Genomic DNA, 20,323 nt, shown 5'->3' with positions numbered 1-20,323 from the left:
CAAGACCTTGATCATGTTGTTATAGATGTTTTTCATCTGGCAACTGGTCAAGGTTTTTTTATGGCTAGTTGTCCGATGTGGAGAATTCACATGGAAACCATTGGTACACTCTGGCTGTATCTCGTCTTTTTCGCGATTGTCGCAGTCATGCTGATAATCGATTTTGTCGGCTTTAAGCATCAGCATGGTCAGGAAGTTAAAGTCCGTACTGCTGCCTACTGGAGTATTGCCTGGGTCAGTGTCGCGACTTTATTTGGTGGCGGCTTATGGCTGTATCTGGAGCAGACCGCAGGCACGGCAATTGCCAATGCCAAGGTCATGGAATACTTTGCCGGTTATCTGCTGGAAAAATCCCTGGCGATTGATAACGTCTTTGTCTGGCTGATGATCTTCGCGGCCTTCGCCATTCCACCCGCACTGCAACGCAAGCTGCTGTTATATGGCGTACTGGGTGCGATTGTGCTCAGAACTATCTTTATTTTTATTGGTGCGTGGTTCGTGCAGGAATTCTCCTGGATTCTATATATCTTCGGTGCGTTCCTGGTGTATACCGGCTTCAAATTCCTGCGTGGTCAGCATGAAGAAGACAGCAATATTGAAGATATGGCGATTCTAAAATGGCTGCGTAAACATATGCGTATTACCCCGCAACTTCAGGGCGACAAATTCTTTGTCCGTCAAAATGGTTTGCTCTGGGCAACGCCGTTGTTCCTGGTCCTGATCCTGGTTGAAGCCTCTGATGTCATCTTTGCCGTCGATTCTATTCCGGCTATTTTTGCCGTCACCACCGATCCCTTCATTGTCCTCACTGCAAACCTGATGGCGATTTTAGGCCTGCGCGCAATGTTCTTCCTGCTCTCGGGCGCAGCCTCAAAAATGCATTATCTGCCTTATGGCCTCGGGATCATTCTGGTCTTTATCGGCTTTAAGATGCTGATGCTAGATGTGTTCCATATGCCGATCTGGATTTCTTTGAGCTTTATTGTGATTGTCCTGACTGTGACCGCGATCTTGTCGATTCGTCATAGCAAGAAATATAACGAAACCACCCTGTAAAAAGTAATCATCAAAAAAGCCTGCATCAGCAGGCTTTTTTTTATTGTTCTATCAGGGATAATTTGGGCCATTTTTGCAAAAACTGTTTGCTCAGCATGCGTTGTTCGAACACGGCATAACTGACTAAATTCGGATTCCAACGCAGCTTTAACTCAAATAAATCTGCTAAACCGAAAGGAGCGATCAATTCCAATTCATCATCTTTCAGGCGCAGTGCCAAGGCCGTGACAGTTTCTGGCCATAATGACAGCGCATGACTAATTGAAGTTAAAGGCTCAATACTTTCATTTTGATCGGTACGATACCACTCATGTACAAAGGCTTGATTGGTCACATCCCAACAGATATCTGGAAAATAGTCTTTTAACTGATCTGCAAGTTGCTGTTCTATAGCGCGAGCCTGCTTATTTTCGTCATAGAAAATTACATCGACCTCAGTATGATTCATTTCATATTCCCAGTCATGTAAATGCGCCCAGATCACATGACGTAACACACCCGCTGCGACATAAGCTTCAGAGTGCAATTGTGCTAACTGATGCAAGATGCGCATTAAGGTCGGCTGCGCACGCACGATCTGTTGAAATTGATCATGATCATTGGATGAGGTCATAGAAGAATCGGGATCACTATTTAAATATGAATGTTCATACAAACATGGCAATTTTTTCAGCTACAATCAATCGAAAAAATTAAAAGCGTAGGTTTAAAATGTCTTCTGTAATTGCAACGACAGCGATCCGTGGTCGCTTCCTCGACATTCAGAATACAGTTGCCCAAGCACGTGATATACACGACCAAGTGCGATATGTAGAAGATGGTATAGTCATCATTCACGAAGGTAAAATCCAGTGGTTTGGTCCTTGGCAAGAAGGGCAGTCACGACTTCCTACCAACGCTGAATTACAGCACTATCCAGATCAACTGATTGTTCCCGGTTTTATCGACACCCATATTCATTTCCCGCAAACGGAAATGGTCGGGGCTTATGGTGAACAGCTGCTGGAATGGTTAAATACCTATACATTCCCCACTGAAATCCAGTTCCAAGATGCATCCTATAGCGAAAAAATTGCCGAATTTTTCGTGCAGGAATTGCTTAAAAATGGCACCACCACTGCACTGGTCTTTTGTACCGTTCATCCTGAATCCGTAGATGCTTTATTTAATGCCGCAACCACACGCAATATGCGTCTGATTGCGGGTAAAGTCCTGATGGACCGTCATGCACCGGAAGCGCTGACGGATACAGCAGAAACGGCTTATATTGACTCTAAAACGCTGATTAAAAAATGGCACGGACAGGGGCGGAACCTGTATGCGATTACTCCACGCTTTGCACCAACCTCAACACCTAAACAACTACAAAAAGCCGGACAGCTCAAAGCCGAATATCCGGATGTCTATGTACATACCCATTTAAGTGAAAATAAAAATGAAATTGCTTGGGTAAAAGAACTCTTTCCTGAACGTGAAGGTTATCTGGATGTTTATCATCATTATGGTTTAACCGGCAGCAAATCCGTTTTCGCGCATTGCGTGCATCTGGAAGATGAAGAGTGGGATTGTATGCATCAGACCGACTCAGCCATTGCCTTTTGTCCGACCTCAAATCTATTCCTGGGCAGTGGCTTATTTCCCCTGAAAAAGACTTGGGACAAAGGGGTCAAAGTCGGCTTAGGCACAGACATTGGAGCAGGAACATCATTTAATCAGCTGCAAACCCTGAATGAAGCCTATAAGGTGCAACAGTTGCAGGGTGAAAAACTTTCTGCCTTTGAAGCCTTATATCATGCCACTTTAGGCGGTGCCAAAGCCTTGAGTCTAGATGATCGCCTGGGGAACTTTAATATTGGCAAAGAAGCCGACTTTGTGGTTCTGGATCTCAATGCCACTGCCTTACAGCAGTTACGCCAGAGCAAAGCTAAAAATATTGAAGATGCATTTTTTGCACTGACCATGCTTGGTGATGACCGTAATATTGCAGCCACCTATGTCTATGGAGCAGCCGTTTATGTCAAAGCAGCATCCAGTGAATAAAACAAAAAAATCCCGCCGTCGCCAATACTTGATCCTGTCTGCAATGGCACTGGGCTGTGTTTTTTTATTGAAACGCGATTCAGCAGCGGCTAAAAAATGATTACATTTACAGCCAGCAAAACAGGTGCATCTCTGCTAGGGATGTATTAAAATTGCGACGTATTCAGGTGTTGCAGGTCAACACCTTTTTTATTTTGCTATTTTTACTTTTTAGGTATCTACCCATGACCGTTCAAATGAGCGTAATGATTTCCGCTGAAGAAATTCAAGCTAAAGTCAAAGAGCTTGGTGCTCAAATCAATGCACACTATGCCAATAGTGACAAAGAACTTGTGCTCATCGGTTTATTACGTGGTTCAGTGATTTTTATGGCTGATTTATGTCGTGTGATTTCAAAACCGCATGAATTGGATTTCATGACTGTGTCCAGTTATGGCGGTGGCACGGTATCGTCACGTGATGTAAAAATCCTGAAAGATTTAGACGGTGAAATCCGTGGTAAAGATGTGCTGGTGGTTGAAGATATTATTGACTCAGGCAACACCTTAAGCAAGGTACTCGAAATCCTGCAAACCCGTGAACCTAACTCGATTCAACTGTGTACTTTGGTAAGTAAACCATCGCGTCGTGAAATCGATTTGAAGGTCGAATTTATGGGCTTTGAGGTTGAAGATAAATTTATCGTGGGTTATGGCTTGGACTATGACCAGAAGTACCGTCACCTGCCATTTATTGGTGAAATCGGTCTTTAAAATCAGGTTGAAAAAAGTGGCATAAGCCACTTTTTTTATACCTAAAATACAGAAAAAACCGGGAACAAAAAATAACATCTCGTTTCAGGATTCAACTTTTTATGATCCTGACTTTGTTTCAAGATGATTAAACAGATGTGAAAACAAAGACATGATAAGAAGGAGTATGCATATGTGGACAATTATTGTGGCGATCGTCATTGGTTTTGTAGCAGGTCTAATTGCACGTGCCATTCATCCAGGTAATGACAAGGCAGGCTTTATCATGACCACCTTGCTGGGTATTGCCGGCTCCTTGTTGGCGACTTTTGGTGGTCGTATGCTCGGTCTGTACTCGGCAGATTCCGCAGCAGGTCTGATTGCTTCCGTGATTGGTGCTGTGATTATTCTGTTTATTTATAATATGGTGACCAAACGCCGCACGGTCTAAATCAAGCTGATGCTGACTGGATCACCTTAATAAAAAAAGCACCCCATGAGGTGCTTTTTTTATATTGAGCGACTGATATCTTTATTTAATTTTTATAAATTGAATTCTTTAAAAATCTGCTCAATCTGCTCTGCCGGATAGGCGCCCATCACCTTAAAACCATTGGAAAAAATAATCGCAGGTGTACCATTCACCCCCATAGACTGAGCCAGTTTTTTATTCCGTTCAATCGGATTGGCACAAGTTTTTTTCGATTTAGGTTGAATTCCTTGAGCAATCAGATCTTCCCATGCCTGAGCTGGATTAGACTCGCAATACACCTGTTTTGAAGGAGCAGCCGACTGGGGTTTTAAAGGAAGAATAAAGGTATAAATGGTCAAGTCATTCAGTTTTTTCAGCTCTAGCTCAAGCTTTTTACAATACGGGCAATTTGGGTCAGAAAAGATCGCAATCTGACGTTTACCCGTACCTCTTACACTTTTTACAGCATCCTGAAGCGGTAATTTTTTCCAGTCGATACTATTTTGTTTCAGCATTAAATCACGGGTCAGATTATGTTGATCCTGAATCCGCAGCATCGGACCGGCTATCAGATGCTTGGCATCTTCATTCAGATAAACCACTTGGCCCTGCATGGAACCGCTATAGATGCCTTTCATCTCGGTGGTCTGAATATTTTCAATTTTTAAATTGGGACTGTTTTTTGCCAAATTAGATTGTACCGTATCAATATTGGCAAATGCGAAGCTTGAAATGAATGTACTTAAACTAATGATCAGTGTTTTTTTTAACATGAATGTTCTACATGAATTGGATAAGAATATGCTTCGATTCTAATCGCTCTGCTTTTAAATTTCTCAAACATTTATGTTACTGTTTAGACTCAGTTAAACAAGTTCATAATGTTTCACGTGGAACACCATGTATAGCGTTAGATTGAACTCCAATCTATCTAGAAAACACATCAATATTCATAATAAGTAATTGTTTTATATAATTAAAATATATTAAATGATAAACATTTTACTCATTCAGCCTTGACCGATTTTCTGTATCCATTCTAAACTGCAGACACTTTCTATTTTCCTCGCTACGCCCTGACATGGATTGGCCAAGGATTAACACTATAACGGCATTTTCATGACAATAACGACCAGCTGGCGACCGTTCTTGATGGTCAGCCTGGCTTTAATGATGGGAACGATTGGCACCGCTTTGGCCAGTCCGCTTTATCCGATTTATCAACAGCTCTGGCATTTGCTGCCCAGCCAGATCACCTACATTTTTGTCGCCTATATGTTTGGCTGTCTCTCGACCTTGTTGTTTTTGGGCAGAACCAGTAACAGCATCGGATTTTTACGGACCCTGCAAATTGGTCTGGCCCTGATCACGCTGGGTCTGATCATTTCCGTTTTTGCCCAGAATGCACTGATCCTCTCGATTGGCCGTTTTATTATTGGGATTGCCTCGGGCTTGATGACCACTTCTGCCATGATGGGTTTAATGCATACCATCCCGGAAAGCCATAAGCACACTGCACCGCAACTGATTTCAATCATCACCGCAATGGGTTTTGGTTTGGGACCTTTGGTCGGTGGCGTGATTGCGCAGTTTTCCGCTGCGCCTTTGGTGATGCCATATTTGCCGATTATTCTGGGTGCCGTATTGTGTCTGATTGGCCTGTTCTGGATTAAAGCACCCAAGTTTGAGGTTCAGCCCTTTAGCATGGCGCCTAAACTGCAACGACCTGAAGCCCAGTTTCATCGTGTGTTTATGATTATTGCAGTGACAGCTTTTAGTGCCTTTGCCGCCTTTAGCCTGTTTGCTTCCCTGTCGCCATCCTTTGTCCGAAATATTTTACCTTGGCATGGCCCTCTGGTCAGCGGACTGGCCATTACCAGTATCTTAGTGGTTTCAGTGATCGTGCAGTTTATAACCAAAGCGGTCGCAGCGTCTAAATGTCTGAATATCGGCCTAATGATGATGTGCTTGAGCCTGATGGTTTTAGCGCTATGTATGTATTCGAAAATCAGCCTGCTATTTTTTATCAGTGATATTTGCTTTGGAATTGGCCATGGTTTTGCCCTGATGGGTGCTTTTGCCCTGATTCATCAAATGACCAGCTTAGACAACCGTGCAGCCGTCATGTCAACCTATCTGTTTATTGCCTATCTGGGCACTATTGTTCCCATCATTGCTGTGGGTTATCTGGCCGATCATTGGGGGCTGGATTTCGCCGTAATCAGCTTTTGTATCGCGATTAGTTTGCTGTGTTTTGCGCTGTGGTGGGCGTATCAAAAATCCCGCCTACCAGCCTAAAAAAAGCCCTCAGTTGAGGGCTTTTTTGATGTTTTATTAAATAATTATTTACCAATACAAAATGAACCGAAGATCTTGCCCAGCAGATCATCTGCACTGAAATCACCAGTGATCTCACCCAAGGCATTTTGCGCCAGACGTAAGGATTCCGCCACCAGTTCACCGGCGTTATACACCACCAGTTGTTCACGCGCTTCAGCCAGATAGAGCTGAGTGCGCTTCATTGCGTCTAAATGACGGGTACGGGCGATAAAGGTGTCTTCCTCAGGCTGGAAGCCTGCATGCGCTGTAATCGCCTCTATGAGCGCTTGAACACCGGTTTCCTGTTTGGCAGAGACTGCAATATGCCGGAAACCATTTAAATCGCCAATCACGGCTTCAGCACCGGTCAGGTCGCATTTATTGCCAATCAGCATCAAACGTTTTGGCTCGATATGTTCGGCAAAATATTCTTGGGCGAGTTGCAGCGGATCTTCGCCCTGGCTTAAGTCATAGACCAAGAGTAATAAATCGGCCTGTTCAATTTCCTTAATCGCGCGGCGAATCCCTTCCTTTTCCACGATATCACCGGTTTCACGCAGACCAGCCGTATCGGTCAGGGTAATCGGTAAGCCATTTAAGGTAATTTTCTCATGCAGCACATCACGGGTGGTGCCAGCAATATCGGTCACAATCGCGCGTTCAATTCCGGCCAGCGCATTCAGTAGAGAGGATTTACCGGCATTCGGTTTACCTGCAATTACGACTTGCAAGCCTTCACGTAGAAGCTGTCCTTGACGTGCGGATTGCTGGACTTGAGTGACTGCACTGGATACGCCATCCAGCAGATTTAAAATCTTGCCATCTGCCAGAAAGTCGATTTCTTCTTCCGGAAAATCAATCGCGGCTTCCACATGCAGACGCAGATGAATCAGCTGCTCAAGGACTGCATTGACTTTGGTCGAGAAAGCTCCTTGCAGTGAACGCACCGCAGAACGTGCAGCCGCTTGCGAAGTTGCATCAATCAGGTCGGCAATTGCTTCAGCCTGCACCAGATCCAGCTTGCCATTTTCGAAAGCACGCATGGAGAATTCACCCGCTTTGGCTGCAGTGGCTCCCAGCTCCAGTAAACGGCCAAGCAGGGCATTCTGAATCACCGGACCGCCATGACCTTGTAGCTCCACCACATCTTCACCGGTAAATGAGTTTGGATTCGGGAAGCAGATGACCAGTCCTTCATCCATGACTTCGCCTGTCGCATCGTAGAACTGGCGAAAACCGGCAAAACGGGCCTGGGGGAGTTCTTTTTGTGTCAGGGCTTGAGCAATTTCATAGGATTTTGGGCCAGACAGGCGAATCACCCCAACGCCGCCACGTCCTGGTGGAGTTGCAATCGCAGCAATAGTTGTGGTTCGGTTGAGCATAAAATTCACCTGCAAGGACTCAAAAGTACAGCCAAAAAAAATCCGCCTAAGATTACCATCTTAAGCGGATTTATTCAGCCTATCCGTACAACTTAGTTGGCTGGAGTGGCCTCATCACGTTTGGCACGATCTTTGGCAACAGACTTGTTAATCAAAGTTTGTTGCAGAATCGTGATCAAGTTGTTGACGATCCAGTATAAAACCAAGCCTGCAGGGAAGAACAACAAGAATACCGTAAAGATAATCGGCATAAACTTGAAGACTTTCGCCTGCATTGGATCGGTCGGCTGCGGATTTAACGACTGCTGGATATACATGGTCAAGCCCATCAACAACGGCAGAATGAACCAAGGATCCATTGAAGACAAATCCTGAATCCACAGCATCCATGGCGCATGACGCAGTTCCACAGATTCCATCAATACCCAGTACAAGGCCAGGAAAATCGGCATTTGTAATAACAGCGGTAAACAGCCGGCAAGCGGATTGACCTGTTCACGTTTATACAATGCCATCATTTCTTGAGAGAAGCGCATGCGGTCTTCACCAAACTCTTCTTTCATGCGTTGCATTTCTGGCGCAATCACCCGCATTTTCGCCATCGAGCGATAGCTCTTCGACGACAATGGCCACAGGATCACTTTCACCAGGATGGTCAACAGAATAATTGCCCAACCCCAGTTACCCACCAGACCATGGAAGAATTCAAGACCCACGAACAGCAATTTCGCGATTGGCCATAACCAGCCATAATCAACGGTCTGGTTTAAACCTGCAGCCAAATCTTTCAGTTCTGACTGGATTTTTGGACCTGAATAGAAAGTCGCATCAATTTCAGCCACGGTACCTGCTGGTACATTAAACGTTGGTGAAGTAAAACCGATGATGTTCATGTTATCGGTTGATTTACGTGATTCAAGCTTGGCGCTATAAGCTTCGCCATTGCCTTGAGTCAACTTCAGCTGACCTGGAACCCATGCACTGACAAAGTAGTGCTGTACCATTGCCACCCAACCACCTGTCGCTTCAGTACTGACTTTTTCTTCAACAAAGTTGTCGAATTTAAGCTTGTTGTACTGCTCGTCCGGGGTACCCCATGCACCGCCGAGGAATGTTCCCAGCGTGAAGATCCCTTGATCGGACTTGCCTGGATCTTCCGAGTTATCGCGTTTGATCTGACCGAACATCTGACCTTGCCAGGTCTGGCCACTGCGGTTGACCACTTTGTGATTTACCACGACCGGATATTCACCTTCAGTGAAATTGAAGGTCTTGATAATCTCGATCCCGTCAGCGGTTTTAAACACCAGCGGTACAGACAATACTTTCAGGTTTTCACCGTCTTTGGATTTGACTGTTTTCGCATCTGCCAGGGTATAAGCAGTTTTTTCCAGCTCATACATTGGACGGCCGTTACGGCTGCTGTCCGGTCCATTCAGACCGATCAGGCCAGACTGGGCGACATAAGTACGTTTCGCATCGCTTTCCAGCATGACGAACGGTTCATCGCTGTCTTTGTTCTTGTCATGATTGAGTAATTCAATACGAACAATATCACCACCCTTAGGATTAATCCAAAGATGATAAAGGTCAGTTTGTACTGAAATAAGCTGCTGACTTACAGGTGCTGTGGCATCCGTGGCTTGCTGTGCTGGCACATTTGCTTGTGGCAGATCAGAGGCAACTGTAGCCGTCTGACCATTTGGCAAATCTGCAGATACGTCATGCGAAACAACAGCAGTTTCCTGCTGCGGTTTTGTTTCAGCATTTCCATAATCTTTTTGCCACGCCAAAATGAGCAAATATGCGACAACAAACATGGCTCCGAGAATTGCAATCCTGGCCCATTGTTGCATATGTATTACCCCAAGTGGTGAGAGTGATTTTGGTTCAATAAACGATCACGAAAGGGTACAGCAACGTGAAGCGTTTGAGAATCTATTTGCTGAAATGAAATAAAACGAATCGCTTTTGAGGGAACAGGATCATATCCCGAGCCCCCCCACGGATGACAACGGCAAATACGTTTAGTAGCCAGCCACACTCCACGCCCAGCGCCATGCATCTGGACTGCTTCCAAGGAATATTGAGAACAAGTTGGAATATAACGACAGCGCGGTCCAAGAAGAGGACTAATCGCAATCTGATAGAAACGGATCAACCAATGCAGTAAACGTACCATTGGCCAACTCTACTTTTGTGGGGAGGGGGCTATTTTTGAATGCTTTTTGGCAAGACGGTTCAGTTTCTGCCAGGCAAATTGTAATTGCTGGTGCAATTCTGCATTAGGCACTGCTTCAACACCCATTTTTGGCATGATTACAATGTCTAAGTCATCTAATTGCTGTTGATGCAGGCGAAAACTTTCGCGAGCAAGTCGTTTTACTCGATTTCTTTCGTGTGCACGTCGCACTTTCTTCTTGGCAACAACTAAACCCAAACGGCTATTTGGCAGTTCGGAATGTTTTGCAAGAAATAAGAAATGGGGTTGATGCACTTTAAAAAGCGCACCATCAAAGACACCTTTATAATCGGCAGCACAGCGTAATCGGAACTCTGTGCCAAAACTATAAAGTTTTGTCATAACACCCAAAATCGTCTTAGCGTAACTGATTAAACAGTTAAGCTATGACGACCTTTTGCACGACGGCGAGCTAATACTTGACGACCAGCTTTAGTAGCCATACGAGCACGGAAACCATGAACACGCTTACGCTTTAATTCAGACGGTTGGAATGTACGTTTCATATTGAAACTCCAAAAAATGATCTTTCTGTGAAGGTCCGCGATTTTAGTGCTCATTGCTTGAGCTGTCAATGCAAAAGCGGTTTTCTTTTCAAATAAGATCAAAAAAGATAAAGACCCTGGTTTTTCAAAGAACTGAATAAAAAATAGTTCAATTCAAGTTAATCACAAATTAAGTTATTGTTATATAAATATATATAAGTTATAAACAACTCTATCAACAAAGTTATCCACATGTTATCCAGAGTTTAAATTTAACTTACGGTTTTGAATTTAAATTTGAAGTTTTTTGAGTTATCCACAAAAACTAGTGATCTTATAAATAAATTCAAATTTATAAATTTAAATTTATTACTATTAGGGAGCACTTTTTCTATGGATAAGCCAATTTTTATTTAATTAAACATAAACTTATATTGTGGATAAAACTGTTTCTATTAATTTTATACTTTGTGGATAACTTTATGATATATTTTATCCACAGCTTGCGGATAAACTTATCCACACTGGGTTTTAAATTTAAATTCATACATGTTGATTTCTTTTTGCACAGTTTTTGTGGAAATTGCCATGACAGATGTGGATAACTTGGTTAGAATGGCGACCCGCTTTTGGTCGCGGTCATCTTTTTTGAATGAACAATGGAATGAATAGGGGATTCACATGCTTTGGACGGACTGCTTAAATCGCCTGCGACAAGAGCTCTCTGGAAATGTCTTTACAATGTGGATTCGCCCATTGGTTGCAGAAGAGCTGGAAGACAGCTTGCGTTTGTATGCACCTAATCCTTACTGGACGCGTTACATTCAGGAACATCATCTGGAACTGATTACGATTCTGGCAGAACAGTTGTCTGAAGGACGGGTACGCAAGGTCGAGATTTTGGTCGATTCACGTCCAGGGGCGATTTTATCTGCCAGTGAACAACCGGCGACCACGACTGCGGCATTGACCTCGACACCGATGCCAGTGCCGAAGCCGAAGAAAGAAAAAGAAGACAGCGGCAAAAATAGCCGTAGACGTCAGTTGAATCCATTGTTTACCTTCTCGCTGTTTGTGGAAGGCCGATCGAACCAGATGGCAGCAGAAACCTGTCGCAAGGTACTGACCCAGCTGGGGGCTTCACAGCACAACCCGTTATTTTTATATGGTCCGACCGGTCTGGGTAAAACCCACTTGATGCAGGCGGTCGGCAATGCGCTGTTGCAGGCCAAGCCGAATGCACGCGTCATGTACATGACCGCAGAAAGTTTTGTACAGGACTTTGTCAGCTCGTTGCAGCAGGGTAAAGTCGAAGAGTTTAAGAAAAACTGCCGTTCTCTGGATTTATTACTGGTCGATGATATTCACTTGCTGGCCGGTAAAGAGGCCAGTCTGGTCGAATTTTTCTACACCTTTAACGCACTTTTGGATGAATCCAAGCAAATTATTTTGACTTCGGATCGTTATCCTAAAGAGCTGACAGAGCTGGATCCACGTCTGGTTTCACGTTTTTCTTGGGGCTTGTCGGTCGGGGTTGAACCGCCAGATATTGAAACCCGAATTGAAATTCTGCTGAAAAAAGCAGAAAGCAACCAGGTCGATTTACCACGTAACTGTGCGCTGTTTATTGCCCAGCAGGTGGTGGCTAACGTGCGTGAGCTGGAAGGTGCGCTGAACAAAGTGGTGGCGATTTCACGTTTTAAAGGTACGCCAATTGATCTGGATGTGGTGCGTGAATCTTTAAAAGATGTGCTGGCAATTCGTGCCCGTACCATCAGTACTGAAAATATTCAGCGTGTGGTGAGTGAGTATTTCCGGATTCCACTGAAAGAACTGGTCGGTCCAAAACGTACCCGGATTTATGCCCGCCCACGTCAGCTGGCGATGGGGCTGGCACGTGAATTAACCGGCGACAGTTTTCCGGAAATTGGCATGGCTTTTGGCGGTCGTGATCACAGTACCGTGATGCATGCCTGCGAGAAAGTACAAAGCCTGCGTGAAGAAGATCCGATCTTTAACGAAGACTATAAAAACCTGCAGCGTCTGTTGCAAAGTTGACCTAAATCGCTCAAATTCTATTCTTGCTATGCGGCTGCTTTTGCCGCATAGTAAACCGTCAAAAAAATCACTTTTTCTATATTAATCTTCAGCTTTAGAGGAATGCACTGTGCGTTTAAAAATCGCGAAAGAAAGCTTACTGAATGTTCTCTCACATGTCGTAGGAGCGGTTGAACGTCGCCATACCTTGAATATCCTGTCTAACCTGAAAATTCAGGTGACTACGCAAGCATTGACCGTGACCGGTTCCGACCTGGAAGTCGAACTGGTGGCGAGTACAGCACTGGCTGAAGGTGCATGTCTGCAGGAAGGCGAGACCACAGTTCCTGCACGTAAGCTGATTGATATCTGTAAGTCACTTCCTTCAGCGGCATTGGTGGATTTGCATATTACTGAAGATCAGCGCTGCATCCTTAAATCAGGCAACAGTCGTTTTGTACTGGGTACCTTGCCTGCTGATGATTATCCATTACTGAACACTGAAAACACCCAAGGCACGCAAGTGACGGTGACACAGCGTGAACTTAAACGCCTGTTCGAAAAAACCGCCTTTGCCATGGCAGTTCAGGATGTGCGTTTTTACCTGACCGGTACTTTGCTGGAAATTGATGCCAATCAGCTACGTGCTGTGACCACCGATGGCCACCGCCTAGCACTGTGTGAAACAGCAGCACAATCCACTGCAGCACAGCCGATTCAGGCAATTGTGCCACGTAAGGCCGTTGCAGAATTACAGCGCCTGCTCAGCGTTGAAGATGAGCAATTATCTCTATTGATTGGTCGTGAACTGCTCAATGTGACCATCAATATGCCAAGCCGTGACAAGGAACAGGCGAACATTACCGTGCGTTTCACTACCAAGCTGATTGATGGTAAGTTCCCGGACTACCGCCGTGTGATTCCACGTGGGGGCGACAAAGTCGTGATGATCGCACATGACGTGTTCAAGCAGTCTTTGCAGCGTGTGGCGATTTTAAGTAATGAAAAACTTCGCGGTGTGTTTCTGAACTTCAATGCTGATTCTTTGCAACTTCGTGCCAATAACCCGGAGCAGGATGAAGCGATTGAAGACCTGGCGATTCAATATGCCGATTCACCGCTAGAAATGTCCTTCAATGCGCAGTATCTGATTGAAGTCCTCGGTGTGCTGGATGGCGATGATGTGTCAATGACTATGACTGAAGCGAATCAGTCTGTCTTAGTACAAGACCCGGCGCATACTGATCAGACTTATGTCGTCATGCCGATGCGTGTTTAAGCCGCGGCTTCTGATATTCATATAAGACATGCATATTACGCGTTTACATATTGAGCGTGTGCGGAATTTAAAGACGGTTGCTCTCCACGGATTGCAGCCGTTTAATGTTTTTTATGGGCAAAATGGTTCAGGTAAAACCTCGATTTTAGAGGCGATTCATTTACTGGCTGCCGGTCGTTCCTTCCGTACCCATATCCCGAAAAATTATATCCAGCATGGCGCGCAGGATGCGATTGTATTTGCACAGTCTGCGACTGAAAAAATTGGCATGCAAAAAATGGCCAGCGGGGAGCAACTGATCAAGGTCAATGGTGATCTGGTCGCAACCCAGGGACAGCTGGCCAAACTGTTGCCCTTGCAGCTGATTGATCCGCAAAGCACCGATATTATCGATCATGGTGCTAAACCACGACGCCAACTCCTTGACTGGTTAATGTTCCACGTGGAACCAGAGTTTTATCATGCCTGGCAATATTATTCTCGTGCGCTGAAACAGCGAAATAGTTTGCTCAAAAGCAAACGCTTTCTCAGTCTGTCAGATCTGGAACCGTGGAACCAGATGCTCAGTGAATATGGTGAAATTTTACATTCGCAACGTGTCGGGATCGTGGAACAATGGAAGCCCTTTTTTGAAGATGACCTGAAACAGTTATTACCTGATTTGCAAGTCAGTCTGGAATACAGTCCGGGCTTTCACAGTGAAACTGGCCTGCTGAATGATCTGACCAACCAGCATGAAAAAGACTGTGAGCGACGCTATACCGAATATGGTCCACATCGCGCGGATTTGCGTTTAAAGACCCCGATGGGGGATGCCGACGTGATCCTGTCGCGGGGTCAGAAAAAGCTGCTGATGATCGCACTAAAACTGTCGCAAATCGCAATGCTCCATTCTTGTAATAAGGAAACTGTGGTATTATTAGATGATGTGACAGCAGAATTAGATTTAACCGCACAACAACGTTTAATTGAGCGATTGAGCCAACTTGGTAGTCAAGTTTTTATTACCACCTTAGACCATGAATCAGTACAAAAGCACTTACATGATTTGTCTATCTCATATCAGTTATTCAGTGTTGAAAACGGTACAGTTCAAGTTGTGCAATAATATTTTTTGAGTTTTACCCATCTTTGGATAGACCTATTTTTCACTAGGGAGAAACCATGAGTTCAGAAGATCAAGCTGCTTCTCAAACAGAACAAACCATTGAAAAGGCTTATGATTCCTCTAGCATCAAGGTATTACGTGGTTTAGACGCAGTACGTAAGCGTCCGGGCATGTACATTGGTGACACAGACGATGGTACAGGCCTGCACCACATGGTGTTTGAAGTAGTCGATAACTCGATTGATGAAGCCTTGGCAGGCCACTGTGATGAAATTATAGTGACGATCCATGAAGATGAATCGGTTTCAGTATCTGATAATGGTCGTGGTATTCCGACCGACATTCACCCTGAAGAAGGCGTGTCTGCAGCAGAAGTAATTTTAACCATTCTGCATGCCGGTGGTAAGTTCGACGACAACAGTTATAAAGTCTCTGGCGGTCTGCATGGCGTTGGTGTTTCGGTGGTCAATGCGCTGTCTGAAAAACTGCTATTAAATATTAGCCGTGCGGGCAAAACTTATGAACAGGAATACCGTCATGGTGATCCTGTTTATAAATTACGTGAAACAGGTACAACTGATAAATCGGGTACAACAGTACGTTTCTACCCAAGTGCTGAAACCTTTAGTCAAACCATTTTCAATGTTGATATTTTAGCGCGTCGTTTACGTGAATTGTCATTCTTAAACGCGGGTGTACGTATTGTCCTGCGTGATGAACGCGTCAATCTTGAGAATGTCTATGACTACGAAGGTGGTTTATCTGAGTTCGTTAAATATATTAACGAAGGCAAAACGCACCTGAATGATATCTTCCACTTCACTGCTGCACAGGCCGACAACGGTATTACGGTAGAAGTCGCATTACAATGGAATGATTCTTATCAGGAAAATGTGCGTTGCTTTACCAATAACATCCCGCAAAAGGATGGTGGTACGCATTTGGCCGGCTTCCGCGCTGCGTTGACCCGTGGTTTAAATAACTACATGGACAGCGAAAATATCCTGAAAAAGGAAAAAGTTGCGGTATCGGGTGATGATGCACGTGAAGGCTTGACTGCCATTGTGTCAGTCAAGGTGCCTGATCCAAAATTCTCTTCACAGACCAAAGAAAAACTGGTGTCGAGTGAAGTAAAAACGGCTGTCGAACAGGCCATGAATAAGGCATTTTCTGAATATTTATTGGAAAATCCACAAGCAGCCAAAGCGATTGCTGGCAAGATCATTGATGCAGCACGTGCGCGTGATGCAGCGCGTAAAGCACGTGAAATGACACGTCGTAAGAGTGCGCTGGATATTGCCGGTCTTCCAGGTAAACTGGCCGATTGTCAGGAAAAAGATCCAGCATTGTCTGAGCTATACTTGGTCGAGGGTGATTCTGCAGGTGGTTCGGCAAAGCAAGGTCGTAACCGTAAAATGCAGGCGATTTTACCGCTGAAAGGTAAGATCCTGAACGTGGAACGTGCCCGTTTTGACCGCATGATTTCCTCTGCTGAAGTCGGTACGCTGATTACCGCATTGGGCTGTGGTATTGGTCGTGAAGAATATAATCCGGACAAACTGCGTTATCACAAAATCATTATCATGACCGATGCTGACGTGGATGGTTCGCATATCCGTACCTTACTGTTGACGTTCTTCTTCCGTCAAATGCCGGAACTTGTGGAACGTGGTCATATTTATATCGCACAGCCACCATTATATAAGCTGAAAAAAGGTAAGCAGGAACAGTACATCAAGGACAATGATGCACTGGAGACTTACCTAATTTCGAATGCGATTGATGAGCTGGAACTGCATATCAGTGCAGAAGCGCCTGCGATTCGTGGTGAAGCACTGGCGAATGTGATTGCTGATTATCAGACTTCCCAGAAGAGCTTGGCACGTTTGACCCAACGTTATCCTGCGAGTCTGCTTGATGCCCTACTGTCACTGGAAGGCTTTAAGCTGGATCAGCTGGAAGACAAAAACTATGTGGAAACATGGGGTGAGAATCTACGTGTAGCGATTGAAGCCATTCAGCCTACATTACGTCCAGAATTAACCCTAGAACGTTTTGAAAAAGAACTGGCAGATGGTCAAAAAACTGCAAGCTGGTTGCCACGTATCACGATCTATGTACATAACTTGCCACATAGCTACCTGTTAGACTCAGTACTGTTAGGTTCAAGTGAATATGCACGTTTATTAAAGAACTCGAAGAGTTGGTTTAGCCTGCTTGAAGAGGGTGCATATTTACAAAAAGGCGACCGCAAGATTCAGGTTAGCAATTTCCATCAGGTTTGGCAGCATATCTTGCAGGACTCACGTCGTGGCATGATGATCCAGCGCTATAAAGGTCTGGGTGAGATGAATGCGGAACAGTTGTGGGAAACCACCATGGATCCAGACAACCGTAACATGCTGCAAGTGACAGTTACCGATGCGATTGAAGCGGATCGTATGTTCTCTTGCTTGATGGGCGATGACGTAGAACCACGTCGTGCTTTCATTGAAGAAAATGCCTTGAATGCAGATATTGATGCATAACCCTTCAGGATAAAATCAGATATAAAAAAGCGCCTTTCGAGGCGCTTTTTTTAGACCAATTTTTTACTCATATCCTGTGAGCTAGGCAAAATAAAGTAATTTTGGACCGATTTTTAGATATGGAACGGGTTCATTTAGGTTTTAAAAAGCCAAGTTGAGTAAGCCAAATCGACTCTAAGAAAGGGTTTATGTATAGAGATTACCAACTCGGGAGAATACCTGAAATCTGGAGTGAATCTATCGTTATAAAAATGATCTGCATCAGAACTTCTAAAATAATTTTTGAATAGGAAAGTGAGGTAGAAAGACGTTCTTTATACGATGAGAAGTTTGCATGCAGTTCACGACACTAGGTGAAAACTGGATCAGTCAAAGTGGTATTTAAAGATGCGTGTAATAAAAACAGATCGAATACTTTAGGTGGATTCGACTAAAAAATAATAAATCGCCTATTCAGAAGATCCAATATCTCAAAAATAAATAAAAAGCTGCTAAAACTAAATTTTAAATTTTAAATTTTCAATAGCTTATAAGAAACTTGGTCTAATACGCTAAATAATACGTGAATAATATTGCTTCAAGCATCTAGAAAGCCTGATCAGAGATGTGGATAACTCTAAAGTTATCCATAATTTTTATGTGAATAAGATAGTATTTTTCCGCAAGCTTTAATCCACGTATTAATTCTTTATTTTAAATTCAAATTTGAAATCGATTATCTTGTGGATAAGTGTTTTTAAATTTAAAATAGCATTTTAAATTTAAAGCTAGATTTGGCGATATATTGCTAGTATGACCAGACTATTCCTTGGATTGGCTTTAAAATAAAAAATTATTATAAATTAAATACTTGTAAATATAGTGTAGTTTCTCTAATCATTACCGTGGAACATATTGTTAACTAAAAACTCAAGATGTAGCTAAACTACATAATTGATTTAATAATCAAGTGAACTTTCATTTTTATTTAAAATCATACTTTTATCGATTTTTGCTTAACTTTTTTATTTCTCATTTTTGAGTTATTTCTTGATTTCATTATTGAAAATCGGGCATTTCTTTTATTACTCGATAGAAAAGAGGGAGGGAATCGCTGAAATGATATTGATTAGGAACAAGAAAAAGAGGATTGATAAAATGACGATGAAAAATAAAAAAGCGCCTGACGGCGCTTTTTTTTAATCATATTTATGGCGTCAGAATCACTTTACGGCAGTCTTCTTCCTTTTTATCAAAAATACGGTAACCTTCCGCAGCATCTTCCAGTTTCATGCGATGGGTAATAATCAGATCTGGAGACAGATCTCCATTTTCAATATGTTCTAGCAACTGCGGCAAGTAGTTATGCACATGGGTTTGTCCCATTTTAAAGGTTAAACCTTTGTCAAAGGCATCACCAAACAGGAAGCCATGAATTGGACCGGCATAAACACCAGGTACACTCACCACACCGCCGCGGCGGACCGCTGCAATACATTGTCTTAGCGCTGAACCACTCGAACCTTCTAATTTCAGGTTGGTCATTACGGTTTCCAGCATGCTACCTTTGGCTTCAAAACCGACCGCATCAATGACGGCATCGACTCCACGATAACCCGTGGTATTTTGAATGATAAATTCAGCGGCATCGACTTCATCAAAATTGACCGGAATCACCCCATAGGTTTGATGTGCGAAACGCAGACGGTAAGGATGGTGATCAACCATAAAAATCTGCTCGGCACCGAGCATCCGCGCGCAGGCAGCAGCCAGCAGACCGACCGGGCCAGCACCATAAATGGCGACACTGGAACCTCGACCGACTTGGGCATTATTCACTGCTTGCCACGCAGTTGGCAGAATATCGGTCAGGAATAATACTTTTTCATCAGGCAGGGAACCCGGCACCTTAAATGGTCCGACATTGCCTTTGGGAATCCGCACATATTCGGCTTGACCACCCGGTACACCACCATACAGATGGCTAAAGCCAAATAAAGCTGCCCCTGGTGGGATCTGTTTTTTATTGAGAATTGCACCACGGCCGGTATTAGTATTTTCGCAGGCAGCCATGAGTTCATGTTCACAGAAAAAACAGTGACCGCATGCGATTACAAAGGGAATAATCACCCGGTCACCTTTTTTGACTTCAGTTACTTCAGGGCCGACTTCTTCTACAATTCCCATAAATTCATGGCCGAAAATATCACCGTCTTCAGTGGCCGGGATTTTCCCCCGGTATAAATGCAGATCTGAGCCACAGATGGCGGTGGCTGTCACCCTTAAAATAACGTCATCTGGTTCCTGAATCACTGGATCTGGAACGGATTCAACTCGTACATCCCGAGCACCATGATAGGTAAGAGCACGCATGCGGATTTCCTCTCTTTAGTTCAACATTAAACAGACTCGTAGCAAGGCTGCCAAAAATTAAAAAACACTTGTATTAGAGCCTTAGGATGAAACAGCACGCTGTAAATTAATGTATAAAATAAGACATCCAACTGTTTAAAAAATAAACTTATATAGGGTTTGCGTAATTCATGACCCCATGTGTTGAATGGGTAGAAAAGAACAGAATTAAAGAACAATCTAGAACTAGATAAAAAATACAGGGGGGTGAAAATGGAAGATAAAACATTAAAAATAATGAATAAAAAAGAGA

17 protein-coding genes are annotated in these 20,323 nt (G+C 43.8%); 9 read left to right on the top strand and 8 right to left on the bottom strand.

Annotated elements, in window-relative coordinates; all coding sequences use genetic code 11:
• Positions 1-90 precede the first annotated feature (90 nt).
• Positions 91-1,056 carry a TerC family protein gene (locus tag ACIG3F_RS11350; RefSeq protein ID WP_004728997.1) on the top strand — a complete coding sequence of 322 codons (966 nt, stop codon included), beginning with the start codon at positions 91-93 and terminating at the stop codon, positions 1,054-1,056.
• Positions 1,057-1,096: 40 nt separating this feature from the next.
• On the opposite strand, the gene ACIG3F_RS11345 is transcribed toward ACIG3F_RS11350, so the two are convergent.
• Positions 1,097-1,669 (bottom strand): nucleotidyltransferase family protein, encoded by a 573-nt coding sequence (locus ACIG3F_RS11345; protein ID WP_219307869.1) that lies wholly within the window; start codon positions 1,667-1,669, stop codon positions 1,097-1,099.
• Positions 1,670-1,767: 98 nt separating this feature from the next.
• Here ACIG3F_RS11345 and guaD point away from each other — a divergent pair, with 98 nt between their 5' ends.
• The 3 genes from guaD to ACIG3F_RS11330 all read left to right on the top strand — a co-directional run bounded on the left by guaD (position 1,768) and on the right by ACIG3F_RS11330 (position 4,278).
• Positions 1,768-3,096 (top strand): guanine deaminase, encoded by a 1,329-nt coding sequence (guaD, locus tag ACIG3F_RS11340; RefSeq protein WP_219307867.1) that lies wholly within the window; start codon positions 1,768-1,770, stop codon positions 3,094-3,096.
• Between the two features lie 224 nt (positions 3,097-3,320).
• Positions 3,321-3,848 carry a hypoxanthine phosphoribosyltransferase gene (hpt, locus tag ACIG3F_RS11335; protein ID WP_004647133.1) on the top strand — a complete coding sequence of 176 codons (528 nt, stop codon included), beginning with the start codon at positions 3,321-3,323 and terminating at the stop codon, positions 3,846-3,848.
• 172 nt (positions 3,849-4,020) lie between these two features.
• Positions 4,021-4,278, top strand: coding sequence for a GlsB/YeaQ/YmgE family stress response membrane protein (locus ACIG3F_RS11330; RefSeq protein ID WP_004281926.1), 258 nt, complete (start codon positions 4,021-4,023; stop codon positions 4,276-4,278).
• 92 nt (positions 4,279-4,370) lie between these two features.
• Here ACIG3F_RS11330 and ACIG3F_RS11325 read toward each other — a convergent pair whose 3' ends face one another.
• Positions 4,371-5,072, bottom strand: coding sequence for a DsbC family protein (locus ACIG3F_RS11325; RefSeq protein WP_396470079.1), 702 nt, complete (start codon positions 5,070-5,072; stop codon positions 4,371-4,373).
• A gap of 379 nt (positions 5,073-5,451) precedes the next feature.
• Between ACIG3F_RS11325 and ACIG3F_RS11320 the strand changes: the two genes are divergently transcribed.
• Positions 5,452-6,597, top strand: coding sequence for an MFS transporter (locus ACIG3F_RS11320; RefSeq protein ID WP_396470087.1), 1,146 nt, complete (start codon positions 5,452-5,454; stop codon positions 6,595-6,597).
• 44 nt (positions 6,598-6,641) lie between these two features.
• Here ACIG3F_RS11320 and mnmE read toward each other — a convergent pair whose 3' ends face one another.
• From mnmE to rpmH, 5 genes are all read right to left on the bottom strand, one after another.
• Positions 6,642-8,000 (bottom strand): tRNA uridine-5-carboxymethylaminomethyl(34) synthesis GTPase MnmE, encoded by a 1,359-nt coding sequence (gene mnmE / locus ACIG3F_RS11315; protein ID WP_396470078.1) that lies wholly within the window; start codon positions 7,998-8,000, stop codon positions 6,642-6,644.
• Positions 8,001-8,092: 92 nt separating this feature from the next.
• On the bottom strand, positions 8,093-9,856 hold the full coding sequence (gene yidC, locus ACIG3F_RS11310; RefSeq protein WP_004728983.1) for a membrane protein insertase YidC: 1,764 nt from the start codon (positions 9,854-9,856) through the stop codon (positions 8,093-8,095).
• A 5-nt stretch (positions 9,857-9,861) separates the two neighbouring features.
• Positions 9,862-10,182, bottom strand: a complete 321-nt coding sequence (gene yidD, locus ACIG3F_RS11305) for a membrane protein insertion efficiency factor YidD (RefSeq protein WP_004281931.1) — start codon at positions 10,180-10,182, stop codon at positions 9,862-9,864.
• Between the two features lie 9 nt (positions 10,183-10,191).
• Complete coding sequence (rnpA, locus tag ACIG3F_RS11300; RefSeq protein WP_004728981.1) at positions 10,192-10,584, bottom strand: ribonuclease P protein component; 393 nt, start codon at positions 10,582-10,584, stop codon at positions 10,192-10,194.
• 29 nt (positions 10,585-10,613) lie between these two features.
• Positions 10,614-10,748 (bottom strand): 50S ribosomal protein L34, encoded by a 135-nt coding sequence (gene rpmH / locus ACIG3F_RS11295; protein ID WP_000831329.1) that lies wholly within the window; start codon positions 10,746-10,748, stop codon positions 10,614-10,616.
• Positions 10,749-11,408: 660 nt separating this feature from the next.
• Between rpmH and dnaA the strand changes: the two genes are divergently transcribed.
• From dnaA to gyrB, 4 genes are all read left to right on the top strand, one after another.
• The gene (gene dnaA, locus ACIG3F_RS11290) at positions 11,409-12,785 is read left to right on the top strand and encodes a chromosomal replication initiator protein DnaA (RefSeq protein WP_004281934.1); all 1,377 of its coding nucleotides are present in this window, start codon (positions 11,409-11,411) and stop codon (positions 12,783-12,785) included.
• Between the two features lie 109 nt (positions 12,786-12,894).
• A complete protein-coding gene (dnaN, locus tag ACIG3F_RS11285; RefSeq protein WP_004647129.1) occupies positions 12,895-14,043 on the top strand; it encodes a DNA polymerase III subunit beta in 1,149 nt (382 codons plus the stop codon).
• Between the two features lie 28 nt (positions 14,044-14,071).
• Complete coding sequence (gene recF / locus ACIG3F_RS11280) at positions 14,072-15,151, top strand: DNA replication/repair protein RecF (protein ID WP_004728979.1); 1,080 nt, start codon at positions 14,072-14,074, stop codon at positions 15,149-15,151.
• A 56-nt stretch (positions 15,152-15,207) separates the two neighbouring features.
• Positions 15,208-17,679 carry a DNA topoisomerase (ATP-hydrolyzing) subunit B gene (gene gyrB / locus ACIG3F_RS11275; protein ID WP_004728977.1) on the top strand — a complete coding sequence of 824 codons (2,472 nt, stop codon included), beginning with the start codon at positions 15,208-15,210 and terminating at the stop codon, positions 17,677-17,679.
• A gap of 1,188 nt (positions 17,680-18,867) precedes the next feature.
• On the opposite strand, the gene ACIG3F_RS11270 is transcribed toward gyrB, so the two are convergent.
• Positions 18,868-20,031, bottom strand: a complete 1,164-nt coding sequence (locus tag ACIG3F_RS11270; protein WP_396470076.1) for a zinc-dependent alcohol dehydrogenase — start codon at positions 20,029-20,031, stop codon at positions 18,868-18,870.
• Between the last annotated feature and the right edge of the window lie 292 nt (positions 20,032-20,323).

The organism is Acinetobacter sp. NPDC052428 (assembly GCF_044547685.1).
Classification (GTDB): domain Bacteria; phylum Pseudomonadota; class Gammaproteobacteria; order Pseudomonadales; family Moraxellaceae; genus Acinetobacter; species Acinetobacter lwoffii_G.
The sequence above is the reverse complement of the archived record's forward strand: the minus strand, read 5'-3'. Positions and strand labels throughout refer to the sequence as shown.